The organism is Paenibacillus sp. B-A-8, assembly GCF_048572915.1.
Classification (GTDB): domain Bacteria; phylum Bacillota; class Bacilli; order Paenibacillales; family Paenibacillaceae; genus Paenibacillus_AQ.
This window is the reverse complement of record NZ_CP183882.1, coordinates 5,684,712-5,705,801: the sequence shown is the minus strand read 5'-3', so window position 1 is coordinate 5,705,801 and position 21,090 is coordinate 5,684,712. Positions and strand designations below refer to the sequence as shown.

Here is a 21,090-nt window from a genome sequence, read left to right as displayed (position 1 = left end):
TGTCTTCGGAAGTGACGCGTTTAAGCCTTCTCCACCTCTAGGGGTGAGGGAAGGCTTTTTGTTGATGATGTGTATTTACGGACTTTGCCAAATCCCTTTCTTGCATGGTTATAAGCTGTTCTGCGGTCTTCTGTCTCGTCAAGGAAAGCTCGGCCAATCAACATGAAAAGGGATTAACGGGTTATTCTCCGGTTGGGCGCGGAAACTCCTGTATTGTATTGAATTGAATTAGAGGTGTAATTTCCTCATAGTGTTCTGAAAATGTCATTTATCGTGTAATACAAAGCATTAAGTTCTTCCATATAAACTGTTTTTATTTTAGTTTTATCAGGATTGTCACTTACCATTTCCATAAAAACATCCAGATCATTAATGATACCGTTAAGGCTTGCGCGCTTTAACAATTCTGAATCGGAAATATCATCTTTAAACGATAGTCTTAAGATTTCCATAGTGTCGTTTACAATATCCTTGAAATTTTCTTCTTCTCCATAGAAAGTTGCAATCTTTTTTAAGAAGTCTGCATATTTATCTGGTATTTTTGAATTTTCTGAAAAAATAATCATATATATCTTCTCCCTATATTCATTGAATTTTTAAACAGTTTAAGTCTTGGCCAGCTGTGAAATCACCTAATTGTAGTCAGGGATATTATAATTAGTTTTGGAACAATTGGCGGTTAAAAATGATACAGTAGTTCAGTTATAGTTGACCACTTCGAAAGCGGGTGCTGGTAATGCTAAAGACAGTATCAGTTATTTTTAATGAGCGGCCAAAAAGTTGGGGATTAAGAGGGGATCCATATCTTTGGGATGAGCTAGAGAATTACTTTCAAGAAGTGACTTATCCATGTACAGGTGAGGCGTTTGCACAGAGATTCAAATACGCGTTTGAGGAATTAACAGGAGGTAACTTAGATGATTTAGACAAACAAATCTATTGTGAGAAATACAGTCATGGTGGTATGTCCAGTGGGTACGTTTCTCTGGAGTTTTGGGTTGAAGTAGTGATTCCAATGCTAATTGAACGATTGGAGGAATTAGCAAATTAAATTGGTGAACAATAAAGCGTTAAAGACCGTTCACAAGCGGTTGTCGAGCTAATCAAGCTTAGGGAGCTGAAACTATAGCTGGCCATGTCTTCAGAAGTGATGTGTTTAAGACTTCTTCACCTTTAGGGGGGAAGTTTTTTTGTTGTGTATGCGTATTTGCCTAAAAGAACATTCAATTGATAATCATTCTCAATACATATATAATGAATCCAAAGTACGGGGAAGCAGGGATGAGCATGGAGCGTAGCGATGGTCTGAATGCAGCAGAAACAATTGATGCCCATAAGACGCTTATATACGAGGGGTTTAATTTTACTTACCAGCTGGATGGGAGTCACTTTGAGATAAAACCACCGGTCGAACTAGGGGGAGGCAGCTGCCGGAGCCTGCTTACGCATGGGTATCTTCAGATGACGGATTTTGATCTCCGATTTAACCGGGATATTGAAGCGAAGGGCGAGTTTAGAACACCGCGTACGGAGCTTGTATTCTGCATGGGCCATGGAATTGAATGGGGTACCTCGCTGAAGCAGGACTATTTTGCCATAGATACAGGAGAAAGTGCGCTGCTTCACGGTGGAGTAAGAAGTGAGAATTGCACGTACCTTAGCGGAGCAGGCTACCGATTCCTAAGCATAGATATGAGTCCGGCACAATTTGAGCGGATGACCAGTGGATTGACTGAGGATACACGGCTCCGAGCCGGAGGAGGAACGGGTTTGTTTTTTGGTAAAAGTGGTATCACGCCATCTATCCGGCTCATTCTGTCGCAAATTGCGGATTGTTCCTATGGTCAGGGTATGCGGGAACTCTATCTGGAGGGAAAAATGCTGGAGCTGATGGCGGTCTATCTCAATGAATCTTTATATGAAGCGGAGCGGATTCCAGGTTCGGTTAAGCTGTCTAAAGATGATATGGAGAGCCTGCGACTAGCCAAAGAAATTCTGCAGCGTGATTATTTACACCCACCGACACTGGCTGGCCTCTCTCGCATCATTTGCCTCAATGAGTTCAAATTGAAAAAGGGTTTTAAGGAAATGTTCGGTTATACCGTCCATGCCTATGTTATCGAACAACGGATGCAAAGGGCGCAGCAGCTGCTGGAACAAGGAAATATGACTGTAAGTGAAGCAGCTTCCAGGGTTGGATACGGGAATGTCAGCCATTTCTCAGCAGCCTTTCGCAAAAAGTTCGGTGTGCGTCCCGGAGAATATTTGATCAGCAGCAGACAGCGTTCTGTAGGAACTTGGATGTAAGCGCGTATCGAATAGAGATGCTCCTGATTTGATTAGTTATAATCCGGGAAGCGGTAGCAACCGTGAACAGCATTCTTATACACTAGTGCACAGAGAATCATTCTCAGTGCACTTTTTTTGTGCGTAATTATCAAGAGTGGGGGAACAGCTGTGAGTAAAACCAAAACTGGCATGTCGAGACTGCTAGAGATTGCCGGAGAGAAGCGGGGCCTGCTGATCCTGTCTGGCGTATTGTCATCTGTCAGCGCCGTGCTAATGCTGGTACCGTTTTTATCTGTTTATTTCATATTGGCTGAGCTACTGCGGCATGCCGCGTCTCCTGGACAGGTCGATGGTGATGCCATGATTCGCTGGGGATGGATTGCACTCGGCGGATTGATTGGAGGTCTGGTGACCTCGTATTGCGGTATTATGTGCTCGCATATTGCGGCTTTTCGTATTCAGTTTAATCTGCGTGTGCGAATGACCGAACATTTGGGCAGACTGCCGCTTGGTTTCCTGAACGGAACTTCGACCGGCGCAGTGAAGAAGACGCTGGAACAGAATGTCGACAAGGTGGAAAATTTCGTAGCGCATCAGCTCCCTGATCTGGTCAGTGCGCTGGCGTCTACGGTGCTGATGATTGTGGCGATGTTCTGGCTGAGTCCGCCGTTAGCTGTTGCCTGTCTTCTACCGATCCTCATAGGAATGGTTGTACAGTCGGCACTTATGATGAACGGCAAGGGAAAAACCAGTGTGAAGCAGTATCATGATTCTTTGGAGCAGATTAATGCTTCGGCGGTGCAGTATGTACGGGGGATGCCGGCGGTGAAGGTGTTCGGGCAGACGGTGCATTCCTTCCGTAAGTTCTACAGTGATATGACCAGATACCGTGATTATTGTCTAGAGTTTACGGACCGTTATCAATCAGGGTATATCCTGTTCAAAACATTGCTGGCTTCCTCGTTTACCTTTATTTTACCGGTGGGTGTCTTTATGCTAAGCGGCCAGCCGGACTCCATGTCTTTTGCGCTTGTGCTGCTGTTTTTTCTAATTATGGCACCTGGCGTATCCTCTCCGCTCTATAAGCTGCTTATGCTGGCTTCAAGCACAAGGGATATCGGAGAAGGTGTAGAGCGGATGGATCGTCTTTTGGCACAGCAGCCTGTACCAGAGATAACAATGCCGCTGTCACCGTATGCTTTCGACGTTGAATTCACGGACGTAACTTTTTCCTACAGTGAAGAAGAGGGGGCTGCGGCTGCGCTCAGTAAGGTATCCTTCCGGGCAGAACAAGGGAAGGTTACAGCGTTGGTTGGACCGTCAGGTTCAGGGAAATCGACGGTGGCCAGCCTGGTGCCGCGGTTCTGGGACCCGCAAGAGGGTGCGATCCGTATCGGTGGCGTGGATATTCGCCATATGGCGATTCATGAACTGATGAATACAGTTGCCTTTGTATTTCAGGAGACCTTCCTGTTCTATGACACTTTGTATGAGAATATTGCCGTCGGCAAACCGGGAGCGACGCTGGATGAAGTCCAGGCTGCAGCCAGAGCTGCGCAATGCGACGAGTTCATCTCTCGGCTTCCGCAGGGGTACGAAACGTTAATCGGTGAAGGTGGTGTCTATCTCTCCGGCGGTGAAGAGCAGCGTATTGCGGTAGCCCGGGCCATCCTCAAAAATGCGCCGGTACTTGTGCTCGATGAAGCGACTGCTTTTGCCGACCCGGAGAATGAGCATCACATGCAGCTGGCACTAACGGAGCTTATGCGCGGGAAGACGGTTATTGTCATTGCCCACCGCCTGTCTTCTATTCGTGAAGCTGCACAAATTTTGGTACTGAGAGACGGGGAAATCGTGGAGCGCGGAGATCATGATCGTTTGATTGATCTCAATGGACTTTACACTCAAATGTGGCATGCCTACAGTGACACTGGAGATTGGCATATGGAAAAGGGAGGGGATCAGCTATGAAGGTATTGCATAATATTACCGCAGGTAAACCTCAACAGCTGCTAAGGCCTGTGCTTTTTTCTTTGCTAGCCAATCTAGTCAGTGTGCTTCCGTTCGCGCTTGTCATTGAGGCGGTGAGGTTAATTTTTGCTCCTTATATTACGGTGGGGGCAGAGCTTCAGATAGAACGGCTTTGGTGGATTTGTGCGGGACTAGCTGCTGTCATGATACTGATGTTCCTGAGCGAAATTCCGGCATACCGCTCGGCATACCGCGGGGCTTACAATGTTGCGGCGCAGGGACGGGCGGAATTAGCAGAGCATCTGCGAAAGCTTCCGCTAGGTTACCTGACTCGCCGGGACCCTGGTGATCTGGCCAATATGATGATGGGCGATTTCACATTGGTGGAGACAGGGATTTCTCATCTGCTGCCACAGCTTGCAGGGGCTTTTGTGCTGCCGATATTCGCACTTGCGGGGTTGCTGTTCCTAGACTGGCAGATGGCAATCTCCATGTTCGTAGCGCTGCCGATTGCCCTCTTGATCATGTATTTATCGGGCAGACTGCGGCGAAGACTCGGAGCAGATCATATGAAGGCTAAATTGAACGCTGCGAACCGGCTGCAGGAATATTTAAACGGTATACGGGTGATGAAAGCCTACAATCTGACGGGAGAGCGATTTGTTCGTCTGGATAACTCTTTTAGAACTTTGATGAAGGAAAGTGTGAAGCTTGAAGGGATATTCGGACCGGTCATTCTAACGGCTATGGCTCTTCTTCGTGCGGGTCTGACCTTAATGGTATACGTAGGTGTGCATCTATTGTTAGGCGGGGAGCTCGGTGTTTTGCAGCTGGCGGTATTCCTTATTGTCGGCACACGCATCTATGATCCACTGACGACGGCGCTCGCCAACTATGCTGAATTCCGGTACAACGAACAAGCGGGTGAACGCATCGTAGACCTGCTTCGCCAGCCGGTAATGACGGGTACTACAGCCTCGCTTCCCGAGTGCAGTACCATCCGCTTTGACAATGTTACCTTCAGTTATGGAGGTGACCCAGTTCTCAAACAATTAAGCATAGAAATGCCGCAAGGCTCATTAACTGCAATCGTGGGTCCCTCCGGCAGCGGAAAGAGTACAGTGCTGCGTTTGATCTCACGTTTCTATGATCCTGACGAAGGAAGTGTTCTGCTAGGCGGACGCAATATTAAAGAGATTGATCCAGAACATTTGCTAGGGTCTGTGTCGGTTGTGTTTCAGGATGTGTACCTGTTCCAAGATACCATCGGAAACAACATTGCCTTTGGACGGCCGGGCGCGTCACAGCAGGATATTCAACAAGCAGCAGAAATGGCCCGTTGCCATGATTTCATTATGAAATTGCCGCTTGGTTATGACACGCCAGTAGGAGAGGGTGGCAGTACGCTTTCCGGAGGGGAAAAGCAGCGGATTTCCATTGCACGCGCAATTCTCAAGAACGCTCCAATCGTATTGCTGGATGAAGCTACTGCATCGCTTGACCCGCAAAATGAAGCCGAAATCCAGAAGGGAATTGATGCACTGATTACGGGAAGAACCGTTATTGTTATCGCCCATCGCCTGAAGACCATACGTGGTGCAGACAACATTATCGTGCTGGAAGATGGCCGACTGGTGGAGCAGGGACGGCATGAAGCTTTACTACTACGAGGCGGATTGTACGGCCGTCTCTGGAAGCTGCAGCAGCAATCCGTCGGATTCCGTATCACATCATAGGGAACGTCATTCACATTTTTAGGTGGGCAAACGTATGACTATCACAAAGTATGAATCTAACTGGCCGATTATAAGCCTAAGTCTGAGAGTGATAAGGAAATGAGCTGTGCGGAGAAAATATCGAAGCTGGCTTCAGCTAAATAACCTACAAAAGACGAAGCCAGATTTGGCTTCGTCTTTTGTAGGTTTGCATACCCTTTTCATCATAGAGAATAATGTCCTTTTTACAAATGAACTATTGCACCGAAATTACAGTCTCCAGCTCAGGGATATATTCCTTGACCATATTGTTGTCCTCCCACCGTCCTTTAGTCCCAGCTGGGGCTTGACCTTCGGAAACGACTAAGTACGGTTTGATGGTTACGGTACTCGGTATAGTCTTGAAGGGTTCAAAACGAACATTATAAGATTCGCTTAAGGGGTGAGCACCGATGGGCTTCAGTTGAACGCCATGTTCATCCACAATGTCAAACTGAAGAGCGATGATGCCTCCGTTAGCACCCTTGTATTTCGAAGGGATAGAAGCGAGCATTTCTTCTATGCTCTGGCCTGGTTTAGTTTTGTACTCAACGGATATCTGTGTTGTAATTGGGGTGATTTCTACCTTACTGATCTGCAAGTTAATGTTATCGTGATGCTTGGTCTCCTCTGAAGTTAGTGCGGTAACGGGCGTTGATTTTGTAACAGGCAGAACGAATTCGAACGGGACATCGTAACCCTTTAACGTTACATTTACAGTCAAGTCAAACTGATCAGGGAACTGGACAGTCTGTGTTGTTGTACTCGGCTCATAATAAGTGTTCAAAACCTGAACCATTATACTGGAAGCAGTCTCACCGTCCATATGTTCGTAACTCCAGAGCAGAGGTTGGCCTTTATAGAGAACCTCAAACTTATCCACCGCTCCTTTATTGGCATCTGAAGGCGGTGAATTGGGCTCCGAAGCCAGACTGTTTCCAGGAGTGGTTATGTTCATAAGAATTCGGGTTCCGTCAAATAACAACGTTGGGATATTCATGGTCACATCGCCATGGGTCACGCTTTGGTTTACGTTTGTGATGAAATCCTCGGCTTGTTGAACACCGGGATCTCCATTGTTTTCGCCCCATAATGAATAGATTTCTCCCAGAACCGGAATTTGCTTGAGTGCATCAGCCATTACGGGCGATACAAAGCCGGAAGCAAGGACTGTAACTCCAAGAATTGCAGCGGCTGCAGTGGAAATCCACCATTTATTAAAAGTTTTTGATACATTTTTCTTTTTCTGAACGGGGGAAATGGAATTATCGGTTTCCCTGATGATTTGGTAAGTCTCATTCAGTTTGGAGCGGGCAATATCCGATAACTGATCGGGAAGTAGGCTTTGGCAGTTTTTTAATTGTTCTTCTAACTTAGTGTTTACCATGTCGCAACTCCATTTCTTGATTGAATTGAGATAAATGCTTTAGCTTTTTGCGGGCGCGATGCAGCCGGGTCTTCACGGCTACCGTAGAAATTTCGAGAATGTCGGAAATTTGACTGATCGGCATGTCCTGTAGGTAATGAAGGTGAATGACAATCCGTAGATTCTCCTCAAGATGTTGAACGGCATCCCATATTTCGATTTTCTCATAATCCTTGGAAATGGAAGGGACTTCGGGAAGCTCTCCATAAGGGAGGGCTCTTGAGTTGTTTTTGATCATTTTGTTGCATTCATTAATCAGAATCCGGAAGATCCACGTTTTGAAAAAAGCGGGCTCTCTGAGTGTATGGATGGACCTAAAGGCTTTAAGCATCGTCTCTTGCAGGGCATCTGCACAATCTTCTTCTTTGTTGACGATGGACCTTGCAGTTCTATACAGAGGTAACTCTATCTCTTGCATCAACTGCACGAATGCTTCAGAGTCCCCAGCTTTGGCTTTGACGACAATAGGATTAATATGCAAAGATTTACCTGCTTTCTTGACTAAAAGTCTTAGGATGTTCGTAACGTTACTTAAATATTAGATCGGGTAGGTAGCTAGAAGGTTACAACGAAAGTAAACCTAAGATATCCGGAGACTGCACCGCTTGGGTAAAATCAGCACACACGGGTTTCTGTAAGCATTCTTGTTCACAAAATAATGTAGTATCTGGTGGGGCAGTTTTGTTTACTGAAAGCAAAAGCCCTTCCGCCGTTTTGGCGGAAAGGGCCAGTCGAACTTGCTATTTGGTATTTTAATAATGTTAGGTTTATTTATTCAACATTATCTTTAAATTTTCTATTTCTCTCTTATAAAAATCAACGGTCTTACCCTCTGTGACTTTCCAGTCCTTTTCTAGTGATTCGGTACGAAATTCTTATACTACTCAATGAGTTTATGGTGATTTGAAAAGTTTCAATCAAAAATGATTCCATTCTCCGCATCCCGCAAAACATTATGATTGCTTTTACTGTCGTGTTTTCCCATTTGGACAATCTCCAAGTAGTCTAAACCCATTGGAAGATGAGAATTATGTAAAAAATTCCCTTGTAATCTCGATTTTCTTTCCCAAGGTTGCAGAGGATATCTTGTTATGACATACTCGTCAGCAAATGGTTCGCTAAGTTAAACGATTGAACGAGATGAAAGCGGTGAGAATCATAAATAAACAGCAACAAGTTGAAGTCATCAAAGAAGATTTCAAATTATGCCAGAAGGTCTTTTTGGCCATTGGTAATGAGACACGGCAATCTATTATTACTGTACTTATGGAGACTACTTGTACGAACGGACTACGCCTAGGTGAGATTACTGAACAAACTCATCTCTCACGACCTGCTGTTTCACATCATCTGAGGATCTTAAGAGAAGCTGGAATCATTATGGTGCGGGAAGAAGGCGCTAAAAATTATTATTTTATGGATGTTAGAACAAAATTAGGAGTGTTAAAAAATCTTATAAACCATCTAGATGAATTCATGGAACAATATTACTAGAAAATACAGACGAAGTAGACTAACAATTACATGCTTCGCATCTCGATAATGAAAAGGAGGATTCTTGTGAAAGCAATGATCATTGAAAAATACGGAAAAAGTCCTCTTCTATTGGCAGACATTCTAACGCCTTCAGTGGGTGATTATGATGTATTGGCGGAAATCCATGCGGCGAGTATTAATCCTATCGATTTCAAGGTGCGGGATGGCAAAACTCGTATGCTGTTGAAATACGATATGCCGCTTGTTTTAGGAAATGATTTTTCAGGTATAGTCACCAAAGTAGGAAACAAAGTAACAAAATTCAAAATAGGTGATGCAATATACGGACGGCCAAGAAAGAATAGAATTGGAACCTTCGCTGAATATATATCCGTACATGAGGACGATATAGCCTTAAAGCCTCACAACCTTTCCTTTGAGGAAGCGGCGTCAATCCCACTAGTCGGGCTTACATCCTATCAAACATTACATGATATATTACAGCTGTCGGCAGGGCAAAAAGTATTGATTCAAGCTGGCTCGGGCGGCGTTGGAACCTTTGCTATCCAGCTTGCCAAAGCAATGGGGCTTTATGTGGCTACAACTACTAGTGATGCCGGAGCTAAACTGGTCAAATCTCTTGGAGCCGATCAAATAATTAATTATAAAACAGAACAATTTGATGAGGTTTTACAAAATTATGATGGAGTATTCGATACGATTGGCGGAGAAACATTAGAAAAGGCTTTTAAAATAGTCAAACCAGGTGGACAAATTGTATCGGTTTCTGGGCTGCCCAATGCGCGCTTCGGAGAAGAATATGGGGCTGGCTTTATAAAAACGAGTCTTTTTCGATTGGTTACCCGTAAGCTCACAAAATTAGAGAAGCAATACCATGTTAAATACAACTTCCTGTTCAAGAAACCAAGCGGGAGACAATTAGAGATCATTTCAGAGTTTATAGAGGCAGGGAAAATAAAGCCTGTAATTGATCAAATATTTTCTTTTGAAGAAGCTCAAAAGGCAATGGAGTATTCCGAATCGGGAAGAGCAAAAGGAAAAATCATATTAAAGATAAAGTGATAGGGAATTTAACCCAACTCATAGAATATAACTACTTGTGCCAAGAAAGGAGCATTTCTATGTGTTTTCACTGTTATAGGAAGATAAGAATCCGCCACCTCTCCGAAACCAACGTGTTAAAGTAAGATACTACACAAATCATATGGGGTGTATCGGATGAAGATAAATGATAATTATTTGAAGGAACAATTAAAACATGTTTATTGGCTTAATGGTGGACCTTGTGCTGGAAAGACTACTATGACCAAAAAATTCGTAGAGGAACTAGGCTTTCAAACATTAGGTGATGATGTCTTAAAATATAGACCATTCACTAGTCCTGTTGATTACCCTGCTCTTCAATTTCCTAATCCTGATTTGGATTGGAATAAGTGGTTCAATAAACCCGTAGATGAGCACTGCCAATGGCTATTTCAAATCGTCGAAGAGATGATGGACTTCTTTATCATTGACTTGTTAACAATGCCTAATGACAAACCAATAATTATTGATTTAGGCATAATGCCTGAACGTATATTACCTTTTATAGCAGAAGAGAGAATGATTTGTTTGTATACGTCTGACGAAGAGATAGAGCGATTATATTACTTTAGAGAAGATCATAAGATGATTTTGGACTGTATCAACGCCTATACGATAAACCCAGAGGAAACGATTAAGCACGGGAACAAATCTATGGTTAAGTTTTCTAATGAGATTAAGCACGCCTGTACTGCTATAGGGATTAAAACCGTTGAAAGAATACCAAGTATGAGCGTGGAGGAACAATTTAAGTTAGTTAAAGAACATTTTGGATTGTAGAGATGACCTAAAGGTAAGTTTTGTACTGACTTTTTCGTGCAGTAAATGCACGGCTTTCATTTGTTAACTACACTAAAATTTATCTCGAAGGGAGGGAATACGATGGATTGGTTGCAGAGGATGAACAGCGCGATGGAATATATAGAAACAAATTTAACGGATAAAATCTCATATGATGACATAGCGCAGATCGCCTGTTGTTCTACTTATCATTTTCAACGAATGTTTCCGTTTATTACTGGAATAACGTTATCTGAGTACATTCGACGTCGACGGTTGACATTGGCGGCTTTTGAGCTGCAGACAACAAATGCAAAGGTTATTGATATAGCTATGAAATATGGGTATGATTCGCCGGAAGCGTTTGCGCGAGCGTTTAAGATTCTTCATGGGATAATACCGATATCTGCACGCGATAAAGGCGTTTCTCTAAAAGCCTATCCTCGGATGTCCTTTCATATTTCTATAAAAGGAGATGTCGAGATGAATTATCGAATTGAACAAAGAGGGCCTTTTGAGATGTTCGGAGTATATGGTCTAATAAATTTGGACATGAAAACAGCGTTCTCTGAAGTTCCTCAATTCCGTGTAAAATGTGATGATGATGGTAGTGTTGATCTTATGAATGAATTACTGGGACGTTTTGGTGATACCGTATTGCACGCTGCCTTATATGATCACACGGGAGAATCTTTCAAGTATATGATTTGTTACAATTTACCAAAGGGGCTTGAAATTCCAGAAAGATTTACAAAGCTCTCTGTCCAGGCTTTAACATGGGCTATTTTCCCGGAGCCGCAATGTGATTTGCAAAAACTGTGGGAACGAATATACTCCGAATGGTTTCCGACCTCTGAATACGAACAGGTTGATGGTCCTAGTTTCGAAATGTATTATGGTATGGCAGTGAATGTTACAGGGGAAATATGGATACCCGTAAAGAAAAAATAACATTTACTCAAGTGAAATGCAGGGATGCGTAAGCGAAGATGATAGCTGAACAAAGTAAATCTATTTAAAGAAACCACTCCTTTGTCGGGAGTGGTTTTGTCTTATATATTTTGTATGATAAAACTACCTGCAGTTTATGAGCTGGAAAAAAATTTTAGTATAAGTGCAACCATTTCTACGAACTTTCTACTATATAGATAAGAGTGTTGAAAAGGAGAACAGCGGATGGAAGACCAAGGAATAGTTCACTTATATCTACAGCGTTCACAGCAAGCTATTTTAGAGACTAAGAAAAAATATGGGGCTTACTGCAGAGTGATTGCAAGAAACATTATTTCAAATTTGTCTGATGTTGAAGAGTGTGAGAACGATACATATTTAGCAGCATGGAATGCAATACCGCCTAATCTGCCTAGAAATTTTCCGGTATTTCTGGGGAGGATCACCCGTAATATTGCGCTTGATAAATATGGTTATAATACAGCGCAAAAGCGTAATCGTGAGTTTGAAGTCATTCTAACTGAACTAGAAGAATGTTTAGCTTCCCCTGATACGGTAGAAACAGAGTATGAAGAAGGTGAGATAGCGAGCTTAATAAATCAATTTTTATATGGCATAGATGAGCAAGCCAGAAACATATTTATTGGAAGGTACTGGTATTCGTATTCGATAGAGGAGCTTTCCATGAGATTTAATATGAGTAGTAGCAAAGTGAAATCTATATTATTTAGGACAAGAAAAAAACTTAGAATTCATCTAAATCAAGAGGGGGTTAACCTATGAAAAAAGAAGATTTATTTAAGGAGATCGGATTCATTGATGAGAACTTAATTGAAGCGGCTAAGCACAATGGGAAAGAGAAAAGAAAAAAAGGTATCTCTAAAAAGTGGGTTGTTTTGGTCGCCTGTCTTATCCTGTATAGTTCAACTGCTTCAGCTTTATTAGCAACAGAATATTATAAAAATCAAAATTCTGAGCCTTACATACGTTACCTAAAAGCTGAAGATATGGAGTTAGAGCCTGCTACTAAATATGATGCCGAAAAATTTCTACATGCTTTGAAAAGTGATAATAATGAATATGTATATATTGCTATTAATAGGCTGGTAGAAAGCTTTAATGATCAAAAGTTGAGAGTAAAAGCTTTAAAAGAACTTCAACCATTTTTAAAAAATGAGAATCAAAAAATCGCCGATGCGGCTGCTTTTGCCGTCGATATTTTGTCAAAAAGTTATAAGAGCCCTTATATTGTTAAATTAGCAGACGGAAGTATGATATTTACGTTGTTTAATAATTATTCGGATTATGGAAGTCAAAATGTCATTTGGAGAATAAAAGACAATGTGCTTGAAGAGTATCTAAGTTTTTCAACACCATCAATGTATGTTAAAAAAATTATTCCTTCACCAAATCATAAGTTAGTTGCAATACTAACATGCTCTAATAAAAGTAATTTCGTCCAAATTAATAATATTGAAGAGGGAAGGGTAAGTCCAGAATTAATAGAATCTGCAAGAGTTAAATATGGTGTGCAAAAAAAATTAGATACATGGATTCGCACAGATCATGAAAATTATAGCTATGCAGATAAGATAGTGTGGAAAGACAATGATACTTTAGCATTTGAGGGGTCTCTTGCCTACCAGAATACTGAGATTATTGAGAATGTTACTGTAAAGTATCAGTTTAGTAAAAAGATCATAGAAGTAAAAGAGCTTAATTCTAGATGAGAGTATGTTCCGGCGGCTCCTGTTATAGTTTTCGCCCCCCTTGTGATACGGTTTACTGTATCATAAGGAGGGGTATTTTTGCGCTGGAATTTCTTGAAATAAGAGTGATTAATTATGAAAAGAACTCCAAATATCCATATGGAGCATGAAGTCACTTTTGAATAAACAAGGTCATTTGCAAGAGAGAATTCGTTTCTGTTCTTCTACTATAATGAATCCATCCAGATTAAGTAGAGTGAGGTTCGAACCTATGACAAACCCTGCAACGAAAGCTGTAACCAAGCCGTCCTATACGCAGTCAATGGGCCGCATTGACCGGCTGCTGCGCAATATCGTGAAGTACCGGGTGCTGCTGCTTATGCTGCTGCCCACCTCCATTATCTTCTTCATCAATTGCTACATCCCAATGTTCGGATTATTCATTGCGTTCAAGAACATCAACTACGTGGATGGTATTATGGGCAGTCCATGGGCGGGGCTAGACAACTTCCGTTTCCTGTTCGCTACCTCCGATGCCCTGCGGGTGACCATCAACACCGTTGCCTACAACGTGGTTTTTATTATCTCAGGCCTCATTCTCTCCGTCTCCCTGGCGATTGCGATCAATGAGGTCCGCAGCAAGCTTTCCTCCCGTTTCTTCCAGACCGTTATGATTATGCCGAATTTCTTGTCCATGGTGGTCGTCAGCTTCATCGTCTATGCCTTCCTGCACCCGGAGTATGGCTTCCTGGTCAAGCATATTCTGCCGATGTTCGGCTATTCCTCAGTCAATGCTTACATGCATCCTAATGCATGGCCCTACATTCTATGGGCTACCAAGATGTGGCATTCCATCGGTATAGGGAGCGTCATCTATCTCGCCGCCATCACGGGTATCAGCGAGGAACTGTACGAGGCCGCCGTCATGGACGGCGCCAGCAAGTGGCAACAGATCACCCGGATTACCCTGCCGTTGCTCACGCCGATCATGGTCATTCTTACTATTCTCAACCTGGGCGGCATTTTTCGCTCGGACTTCGGGCTGTTCTACCACGTTACACTCGACTCCGGTGCGCTGCGTTCGACAACGGATGTCATCGACACCTATGTGTACCGGGGCTTGATCCAGCTCAATGACCTAGGCATGTCCTCGGCGGCGAACTTCTATCAATCTGTCATCGGCTTCTTTCTTGTCATTGGAGCGAACAGTCTGGCCCGTAAGCTGAACCGCGATACGGCACTTTTCTAGAACGGAGGATCATAATGAATACTGCATCCCATATCAGTTCTTACTCCAAGGGGCCAAAGACCGCCCAGATTATTCTTCACCTGTTCTTCATTGCTTTCAGCATGGCCTGCATCCTGCCCATTGTGCTGATTGTGGCCATTTCCTTAACCAATGAGAAAACGTTAACTCTAGAGGGGTATAAATTCTTTCCCGACAAGGTTGATTTATCCGCTTACCAGTATTTGTTCAACCATTCGGAGACCCTGATCAAAGCTTATGGAATCAGTCTGACCGTTACGCTGATCGGAACCCTTCTGGCCGTACTGCTGATTGCACTATATGCATACCCCCTTTACCGGAAGGACTTTCCCTTTAAAAAGGTGTTTAACTTCTATCTTCTAATTACGATGCTGTTCTCGGGAGGGCTTGTTCCGTTCTACCTGCTATACGTTAACTATCTGAATCTGAAGGACTCGCTGATCGCGCTCATTCTTCCCGGACTGTCTAACGCATTCTATATTTTTATTACGCGAACCTTCTTCCAACAAACGGTGCCGGAAGAGATGATAGAATCTGGTAAATTGGATGGGGCATCAGAATGGCGGATTTTCTTCCAGCTTGTGCTTCCGATCTCGCTGCCCGTGCTCGCTACCATCGGTTTGTTCACCACGCTGATGTATTGGAATGACTGGTTCAATTCGATGCTCTTTATTAATGACACTGACAAGTACTCTCTGCAGTACGTCATGATTCAAATGATCCGTCAGGCGGAGTTCTTCAAGAACCAGTTGGCGGGAAGCGGTGTGGCCCTGCTTGTACACGAGTCGGTTCCGACCGAAAGCCTGCGGATGGCCATGGTCGTTGTATCGATAGGTCCCATTCTGTTCATCTATCCGTTTTTCCAGAAGTACTTCACCAAAGGCCTTACAATAGGAGCTATCAAAGGTTAAGCTGTCTAACTCTGGCTAAAATGCCGGTTAGAATATATGATCCGAATTATCATTGAGGAGGTTTAAACAAATGAGAACAAAAAGAGGCTCAGGCGCGGTGCTTGCTGCTCTAACCGCCGTTATACTGGGCATTACCGGGTGTAGCGGAGGAAATTCTAACGCTTCCGATCCGTCCGAGGCAGAGTCCAGTGCCGCAGCTACAGCTACCGGGGGCACGGAGAGCGGCAATCTCGATATTTCAACTTACCGGAAGCTAACCGTTTACACGGTCGGAAATTTCCCGCAGAATGATACCAAGGCGGTTGTGGAGGAGATCAATAAATATCTTAAGCAAAAGATCAACGCCGAAGTTGACTTCCAGGGGCTTCCTTGGTCCTCTTGGGCCGAAAAGATGGCTCTGGCGTATCAATCCGGGGAACAGGTCGATTTAACGTTTGCCCCCAACTGGGCCGATTTCGCCAACAACGTTGCCAAGGGTGCGTTCCTACCTCTTGACGATTTGTTGGACAAATATGGACAAGGGATCAAGGAGACGTTGGATCCCCGTTTTCTTGACGGCGGAACGGTGGACGGCAAAATCTATGCCATTCCAACCAATAAGGAAATCGGCGAGAGCCACACCATTATGTTCCGCAAAGACCTTGTGGACAAATACGGATTCGATGTAGACTCAATTCAGACTCTGGAGGATCTGGAGCCATGGCTTCAGACGATCAAGGAGAAGGAGCCCGCTATTGCGCCGATCTGGCTCTCCGGCAGCGGTTCAGACACACTTGGCTACTTCGACAAAACCAGGGAGAGCATCAAAGAAAACTTCCGTTACGAGCTGGTTGCAGGCGCTCCCGCCGGCATCGTCCTGGATACCAAGACCGATAAGATGATTATCAGCTCAATGGAATCCGACACTGCGATCTACCGGATGAAGCTCTACAGCGATTGGTTCAGCAAAGGCTTTATCAATAAGGATGCCGCAACGACCAAGACCAGTACTGAAGATGCTTTCAAAGCGGGCAAGACCTGGATGAAATTCGGCTCGGATAAACCGGACTCCGACAAGGAAGATTCCATCGCCACCGGAATTGAGCTGGTGAAGCTGAAGGGCAATGATCCCGAGATCAGCACAGCCAGCGTCAGCAACTCCATGATGGCCATTGGACGCACCTCCGTTGATCCGGAGCGGACGATGATGCTGCTGAACCTGCTGCATACAGACCCGCATCTGGTCAATCTGATTGATTTCGGTGTGGAAGACCGGCAATACGTCAAGGTGGACGGCAAGGAGAACTTCATCAAGCTTCCCGACGGCGTGGCGACCCGGGCCGATACCGGCTGGGCGCCGGGGATTGAATGGATGTTCGGCAACCAGACCTTAACTTACCTTTGGGAAGGCGAAAGCGCTGACAAGTGGGAGAAGTTCAAGGCTTACAACGATAAGGCCCATAAGGTGAAGTCTTTCGGCTTCAACTTCAATACGGACCCTGTCAAAACGCAGGTATCTGTCGTCAGCAACATCATCAAGGAATTCCGTCCGCTGCTTGAAACGGGCAGCCTGAGTGTAGACAAAGTACTGACAGAATACAATAAAAAGTTGAAAGCCAACGGAATCGAGGACATCCGCGCCGAGGTTCAGAAGCAATACGATGCCTGGAAGGCAAAACAATCCTAAATAAACAGGCTGAGGGGAAGGACGGCTACCGTCCTTCCCTTTCCTGCAGCCGAGGCGCAAATGTACCTAAGGGGTGGGAATGTGAAATTATCCTTGCGATTCAAAGTGAGTGCCCTGGTCTTGCTGCTGGTCACTCCGCTGTTTTTCTTTCTCTATTACACCAACATCTATGCGACCAACATCGTTCGGGAGAAAGTCGCAAAATCTGCTTCCGATACACTGACCCTTCACTTAGGTACGCTCGACGAGTTGCTGGAGCAGACCAGCCATTATCTACTGCGTACCGCTAATGAGAACATGCTACTGGAGCTCTATTCGGACAGCGGTCCGGATAGTGTCAATTACTATCTGTCCATCCGTAAGCTAATGGACCAGTGGTACAGCGATGTCAGCTATTACACGATTATCCGTAGTGTGTTCGTATACCATCAGGACCGGGATGAGTTATTCCTCAGTAGCCAGAAAGAATATTATCAGGAGAAAGAGATGATTTCTACCGGATTGTCCACGCGCTTGAATGCTTCCAGTCTTCCAGCTTCCCTGAAGTGGGAGACCGTCACCATCGGAGGAGAGCCGCTGCTATTCAAGGTGCTGCCGGACAAGAGTGGGCGGCTCCTGATGGGTGTTCTGATCAGCATTGACGCTTTGGCACAGCCCCTGACCCAACTGGAGTCTACAGGAGGTAGTGAGCAGATCGGCATGATTAGCAATGACGGTAAGCTGTTATGGGGCCAATTCGCCGGGGAGGATCTTACACGTATCCGTAGACAGCTCAATAATCCTGCCCATCCCGTGGATGCATCGATTCGTCTCAGTAACGGCAATAATTATCTGCTGATTGACAAGCCTTCGCAATACTCCAATCTGAATGTCTTTATTCTATTGGACGAGAAATCTATTCTGGATGAGCTGCCGATCTTCCAGAGGATCATCAAGACCATTCCCATAGCCATTATTATCATTATGGCTATCCTTCTGGCTCTGCTGAGTCGGCTTGTGTTCAAGCCGATCCAGCATTTGACCAGCGGGATGCGTATTCTGGGGAAGGGGCATCTGGAGCACCGGCTGAAGGAAGGCAACAGCAGGGAGTTCCAGATCATCACCCGGCAATTCAACCAGATGGCCGAGCATATCGGCAATCTCAAGATTGATGTGTATGAAGAGCAAATGAAGGTGCAGCAAGCGGAGCTCAAGCATCTTCAGGCGCAGATCAACCCGCATTTTTTTATGAATTCCTTGAATATCGTCTTTCATCTGGTGGAGCTGCAGAAGTATTCGCTGATCAAAAAAATGATAAGCCATCTGGTCTCCCATTTCAGATTCATTATGAATACCAATAGTACCTGGATTCCCCTCCTCAGCGAGCTAAAACATATTCAAAACTACATTGAGATTCAGATGGTCATGTATCCGGACAAGCTGTCCTATCAAGTCCATCTGCCGAAGGAGCTTGAATCCAACCTCATTCCGCCGCTGCTGATTCAGCCATTCGTCGAGAACGCGATCAAGCATGGATTCGTCAACAACGCCAAGCCATTCGAGGTCGTGATCACGGTCCGGGAAGAAGCCGGGGAGAACAGCGATGCCTGCATTGCCATTCAGGTCCGGGATTCCGGGCCGGGCTTCTCCGCACTTCAATTGGAGATGCTCAATCTGGGTTTGTATGAGCAGAAGCCTACAGACCACCATCTGGGAATATGGAATGTATACAGACGCATGCTGATGTTTTACAACAACCGGGCAAGGCTTACCTTCCATAATATCCCTGACGGGGGGGCGGTGGTGGAGATAAGACTGCCCGCTCAAAGGGAGCTGTGAAGTTCATATGTACAGAGTTCTAATCGTTGATGACCAATATTTCGCCTTGCTAGGTCTGAAGCAGGGCGTGAATTGGAGCGCGCTGCAGGTGGAGGAGGTCCGGCTGGCGGAGAATGTGGATCAGGCGGTTGCCTGCCTGGAGCAGCAAGCCATAGATTTGCTTATCTGCGATATTGAGATGCCCGGAAGAAGTGGGCTGGAGCTGCTCGCCTGGGTGAAGCAGTATTCTCCCGGCACGCTGACAATTATGCTGACTTGCCATGCCGATTTCGAGTATGCACAGCGCGCTCTTTACCATGGTGCATTCCATTATTTGCTCAAGCCGGTGGACTATGAAGAATTAATGAAGATATCTCATGAGGCGCTCTCAGAAATCAGCAAGCAGAGGGAGCAGCAGCAATTCGAGGCGCTCATCCGCGAGTACCGACAAAAGTGGGAGCATCAGCTTCCCCTGCTGGTAGAAAGGTTCTGGCAGGATATTCTCAGCCAGCGGGCCGCGCCCGTCCTGGAATCGCTCACTATTTCGGCGAATACCTACAATCTGGATCTGCAGCCAGGAGACCGCTACTTTCTCGCTCTGCTCGGCCTGGAGCAATGGAAGGAGAATCTGAGCGCACGGGATGAGACCATCATGGAATATGCGCTACGAAATCTGGCGGAAGAACTGCTGCTGAGCGGGCTGGGAGGGGCTGTGCTGCAGGATCAGGTAGGCCATAACCTGGCAATTGTCTACGTGAGGGGCGACATGAATGCGGTTCGACACACACTGGAGCAGAACTGCCAGACCTTCTTGAACACCTGCGAGCAGCTCCTGCATTGCTCCTTGTCTGTCTATATCAGCCCGGGCGTATTGCTGCACGAGATGATGAGCGCCTACACATACGTCACTGAACGGGAACAGCGGAATCTGAAGCATTCCCGTCAGGTGTTCGGCCCGAATGATCCGGCTTATGATCAACCGCTTGGCACCATGCCTCTGGCCGCTCCAATGCATATCTTCGGGGAGTGGGCGACCATCCTGGAACTGGGCGAGTTGGAGGAGCTGGAGCGCCGGGTGAAGCTGTGGTTCGTGAGTATCGGTGCAGACCGCTGGACCCGTGAGCTGCACCGGCAGCTTGTCCACGGCATTCTTTTCATTCTGCATACTGTACTGGCCAAAAAAGGCTTATCCGCCCACGCCTCTTCCGAGTTGAAATCGCTGATGGACAAGGAGAATTACCCGAAGCATTCCTCCACTTTGCAGAACTGGGCAATAGATTGCCTGAAAGCCGCAATGCAGTTATTGCAGAAAAGCCATAATATGTCCTCGGCCGTGGTCACCAAGATCAGACAATATATCCGCTCCCGGCTGAGTGAAGAGATTACTCGTGATGAATTGGCCGCCTATGTTTATCTGAACCCCGCTTATCTGTCCCGGCTGTTCAAGAAAGAGACTGGACTGTCGATATCGGATGTCATTATTCAGGAACGTCTGCAGAAGGCCAAGCAATTACTGGAGGAAACCGAGCTTAAGATTACCGATATTGCAGAGCAGGTGGGATACACCAGTCTGGGCAGCTTCTCCAACCTGTTTAAACGGGTAGTCGGCGTAACGCCGCAGCAATACCGAGCCCGGAAGAAAAAATAAATACTCCTGCTTGCATTTTCATGCCAGGTTGCACTCGGCATTGAGAGCCGTATTCGAGATCACCATGGGCAACCAACCTGATTAAGGGTTCATGAAATCCTTTTCTATGAATGGCTAACCAAGAGCATTTAACCCATATGGTGAGACACACCGCAAGTAGCAGAAATTTGACAGTCCGACATTCGCTTTTACGGCTACTTTTTTCCTTGTATAGCTGTCGTATCCTTGTGACCATCGGATAAATGTATTTTTTTTCTTGTCCACCTTTATACCTTAATAAAACGATGCAATTGCATTTAATGAATAATATCGATAATAAGGGAGGTTTTGGGGATGGGAAA

The 21,090-nt window shown here is 45.2% G+C and carries 18 protein-coding genes; 15 read left to right on the top strand and 3 right to left on the bottom strand.

The genetic code is table 11. The features are described 5' to 3' along the window. Positions 1–245: 245 nt before the first annotated feature. Complete coding sequence (locus ACN6MV_RS25660; protein ID WP_042130807.1) at positions 246–566, bottom strand: hypothetical protein; 321 nt, start codon at positions 564–566, stop codon at positions 246–248. A gap of 170 nt (positions 567–736) precedes the next feature. Between ACN6MV_RS25660 and ACN6MV_RS25655 the strand changes: the two genes are divergently transcribed. From ACN6MV_RS25655 to ACN6MV_RS25640, 4 genes are all read left to right on the top strand, one after another. Beyond that, complete coding sequence (locus ACN6MV_RS25655) at positions 737–1,051, top strand: hypothetical protein (protein WP_375103925.1); 315 nt, start codon at positions 737–739, stop codon at positions 1,049–1,051. Between the two features lie 230 nt (positions 1,052–1,281). Next, positions 1,282–2,307, top strand: a complete 1,026-nt coding sequence (locus ACN6MV_RS25650) for a helix-turn-helix transcriptional regulator (RefSeq protein ID WP_419885134.1) — start codon at positions 1,282–1,284, stop codon at positions 2,305–2,307. 171 nt (positions 2,308–2,478) lie between these two features. Continuing rightward, positions 2,479–4,260, top strand: coding sequence for an ABC transporter ATP-binding protein (locus ACN6MV_RS25645; RefSeq protein WP_419886818.1), 1,782 nt, complete (start codon positions 2,479–2,481; stop codon positions 4,258–4,260). Beyond that, positions 4,257–5,996: an ABC transporter ATP-binding protein gene (locus tag ACN6MV_RS25640; protein WP_419885133.1), complete on the top strand. Its 1,740-nt coding sequence runs from the start codon at positions 4,257–4,259 to the stop codon at positions 5,994–5,996. The genes ACN6MV_RS25645 and ACN6MV_RS25640 overlap by 4 nt, the downstream gene beginning before the upstream one ends. Before the next feature lie 235 nt (positions 5,997–6,231). Here the strand turns inward: ACN6MV_RS25640 and ACN6MV_RS25635 are convergent, their stop codons facing one another. Together ACN6MV_RS25635 and ACN6MV_RS25630 are read right to left on the bottom strand one after the other, a co-directional pair. Then, positions 6,232–7,401, bottom strand: coding sequence for a DUF4179 domain-containing protein (locus ACN6MV_RS25635; RefSeq protein ID WP_419885132.1), 1,170 nt, complete (start codon positions 7,399–7,401; stop codon positions 6,232–6,234). Beyond that, positions 7,388–7,921, bottom strand: a complete 534-nt coding sequence (locus tag ACN6MV_RS25630; RefSeq protein ID WP_076119439.1) for an RNA polymerase sigma factor — start codon at positions 7,919–7,921, stop codon at positions 7,388–7,390. The genes ACN6MV_RS25635 and ACN6MV_RS25630 overlap by 14 nt, the downstream gene beginning before the upstream one ends. 677 nt (positions 7,922–8,598) lie before the next feature. Here ACN6MV_RS25630 and ACN6MV_RS25625 point away from each other — a divergent pair. From ACN6MV_RS25625 to ACN6MV_RS25575, 11 genes are all read left to right on the top strand, one after another. Continuing rightward, positions 8,599–8,934, top strand: a complete 336-nt coding sequence (locus ACN6MV_RS25625; RefSeq protein WP_419886817.1) for an ArsR/SmtB family transcription factor — start codon at positions 8,599–8,601, stop codon at positions 8,932–8,934. 66 nt (positions 8,935–9,000) lie between these two features. Further along, positions 9,001–9,999 carry an NADP-dependent oxidoreductase gene (locus tag ACN6MV_RS25620; RefSeq protein ID WP_419885131.1) on the top strand — a complete coding sequence of 333 codons (999 nt, stop codon included), beginning with the start codon at positions 9,001–9,003 and terminating at the stop codon, positions 9,997–9,999. A 156-nt stretch (positions 10,000–10,155) separates the two neighbouring features. After that, entirely contained in the window at positions 10,156–10,800 is a 645-nt protein-coding gene (locus ACN6MV_RS25615) for a hypothetical protein (RefSeq protein WP_419885130.1), read from the top strand. A 102-nt stretch (positions 10,801–10,902) separates the two neighbouring features. After that, positions 10,903–11,751 (top strand): AraC family transcriptional regulator, encoded by an 849-nt coding sequence (locus ACN6MV_RS25610; RefSeq protein ID WP_419885129.1) that lies wholly within the window; start codon positions 10,903–10,905, stop codon positions 11,749–11,751. A 225-nt stretch (positions 11,752–11,976) separates the two neighbouring features. Next, on the top strand, positions 11,977–12,534 hold the full coding sequence (locus tag ACN6MV_RS25605) for an RNA polymerase sigma factor (protein WP_375103917.1): 558 nt from the start codon (positions 11,977–11,979) through the stop codon (positions 12,532–12,534). Then, entirely contained in the window at positions 12,531–13,481 is a 951-nt protein-coding gene (locus tag ACN6MV_RS25600; protein WP_419885128.1) for a hypothetical protein, read from the top strand. The genes ACN6MV_RS25605 and ACN6MV_RS25600 overlap by 4 nt, the downstream gene beginning before the upstream one ends. A gap of 250 nt (positions 13,482–13,731) precedes the next feature. Beyond that, positions 13,732–14,709 carry an ABC transporter permease gene (locus ACN6MV_RS25595; RefSeq protein ID WP_231573912.1) on the top strand — a complete coding sequence of 326 codons (978 nt, stop codon included), beginning with the start codon at positions 13,732–13,734 and terminating at the stop codon, positions 14,707–14,709. Positions 14,710–14,723: 14 nt separating this feature from the next. Further along, positions 14,724–15,638 (top strand): carbohydrate ABC transporter permease, encoded by a 915-nt coding sequence (locus ACN6MV_RS25590; protein ID WP_042130793.1) that lies wholly within the window; start codon positions 14,724–14,726, stop codon positions 15,636–15,638. 70 nt (positions 15,639–15,708) lie between these two features. Beyond that, positions 15,709–17,304, top strand: coding sequence for an ABC transporter substrate-binding protein (locus ACN6MV_RS25585; protein ID WP_339287930.1), 1,596 nt, complete (start codon positions 15,709–15,711; stop codon positions 17,302–17,304). A gap of 81 nt (positions 17,305–17,385) precedes the next feature. After that, positions 17,386–19,122 (top strand): sensor histidine kinase, encoded by a 1,737-nt coding sequence (locus tag ACN6MV_RS25580; protein WP_042130789.1) that lies wholly within the window; start codon positions 17,386–17,388, stop codon positions 19,120–19,122. 7 nt (positions 19,123–19,129) lie between these two features. Beyond that, positions 19,130–20,749 (top strand): helix-turn-helix domain-containing protein, encoded by a 1,620-nt coding sequence (locus ACN6MV_RS25575; RefSeq protein ID WP_339287928.1) that lies wholly within the window; start codon positions 19,130–19,132, stop codon positions 20,747–20,749. Positions 20,750–21,090 lie beyond the last annotated feature (341 nt).

Bases quoted from the DNA above. Each gene is read 5' to 3' on its own strand.
- ACN6MV_RS25605 (WP_375103917.1), top strand. From the start codon at position 11,977: ATGGAAGACCAAGGAATAGTTCACTTATATCTACAGCGTTCACAGCAA.
- ACN6MV_RS25660 (WP_042130807.1), bottom strand. From the start codon at position 566: ATGATTATTTTTTCAGAAAATTCAAAAATACCAGATAAATATGCAGAC.
- ACN6MV_RS25595 (WP_231573912.1), top strand. From the start codon at position 13,732: ATGACAAACCCTGCAACGAAAGCTGTAACCAAGCCGTCCTATACGCAG.
- ACN6MV_RS25615 (WP_419885130.1), top strand. From the start codon at position 10,156: ATGAAGATAAATGATAATTATTTGAAGGAACAATTAAAACATGTTTAT.
- ACN6MV_RS25585 (WP_339287930.1), top strand. From the start codon at position 15,709: ATGAGAACAAAAAGAGGCTCAGGCGCGGTGCTTGCTGCTCTAACCGCC.
- ACN6MV_RS25575 (WP_339287928.1), top strand. From the start codon at position 19,130: ATGTACAGAGTTCTAATCGTTGATGACCAATATTTCGCCTTGCTAGGT.
- ACN6MV_RS25610 (WP_419885129.1), top strand. From the start codon at position 10,903: ATGGATTGGTTGCAGAGGATGAACAGCGCGATGGAATATATAGAAACA.
- ACN6MV_RS25635 (WP_419885132.1), bottom strand. From the start codon at position 7,401: ATGGTAAACACTAAGTTAGAAGAACAATTAAAAAACTGCCAAAGCCTA.
- ACN6MV_RS25600 (WP_419885128.1), top strand. From the start codon at position 12,531: ATGAAAAAAGAAGATTTATTTAAGGAGATCGGATTCATTGATGAGAAC.
- ACN6MV_RS25640 (WP_419885133.1), top strand. From the start codon at position 4,257: ATGAAGGTATTGCATAATATTACCGCAGGTAAACCTCAACAGCTGCTA.
- ACN6MV_RS25650 (WP_419885134.1), top strand. From the start codon at position 1,282: ATGAGCATGGAGCGTAGCGATGGTCTGAATGCAGCAGAAACAATTGAT.
- ACN6MV_RS25655 (WP_375103925.1), top strand. From the start codon at position 737: ATGCTAAAGACAGTATCAGTTATTTTTAATGAGCGGCCAAAAAGTTGG.
- ACN6MV_RS25590 (WP_042130793.1), top strand. From the start codon at position 14,724: ATGAATACTGCATCCCATATCAGTTCTTACTCCAAGGGGCCAAAGACC.
- ACN6MV_RS25645 (WP_419886818.1), top strand. From the start codon at position 2,479: ATGTCGAGACTGCTAGAGATTGCCGGAGAGAAGCGGGGCCTGCTGATC.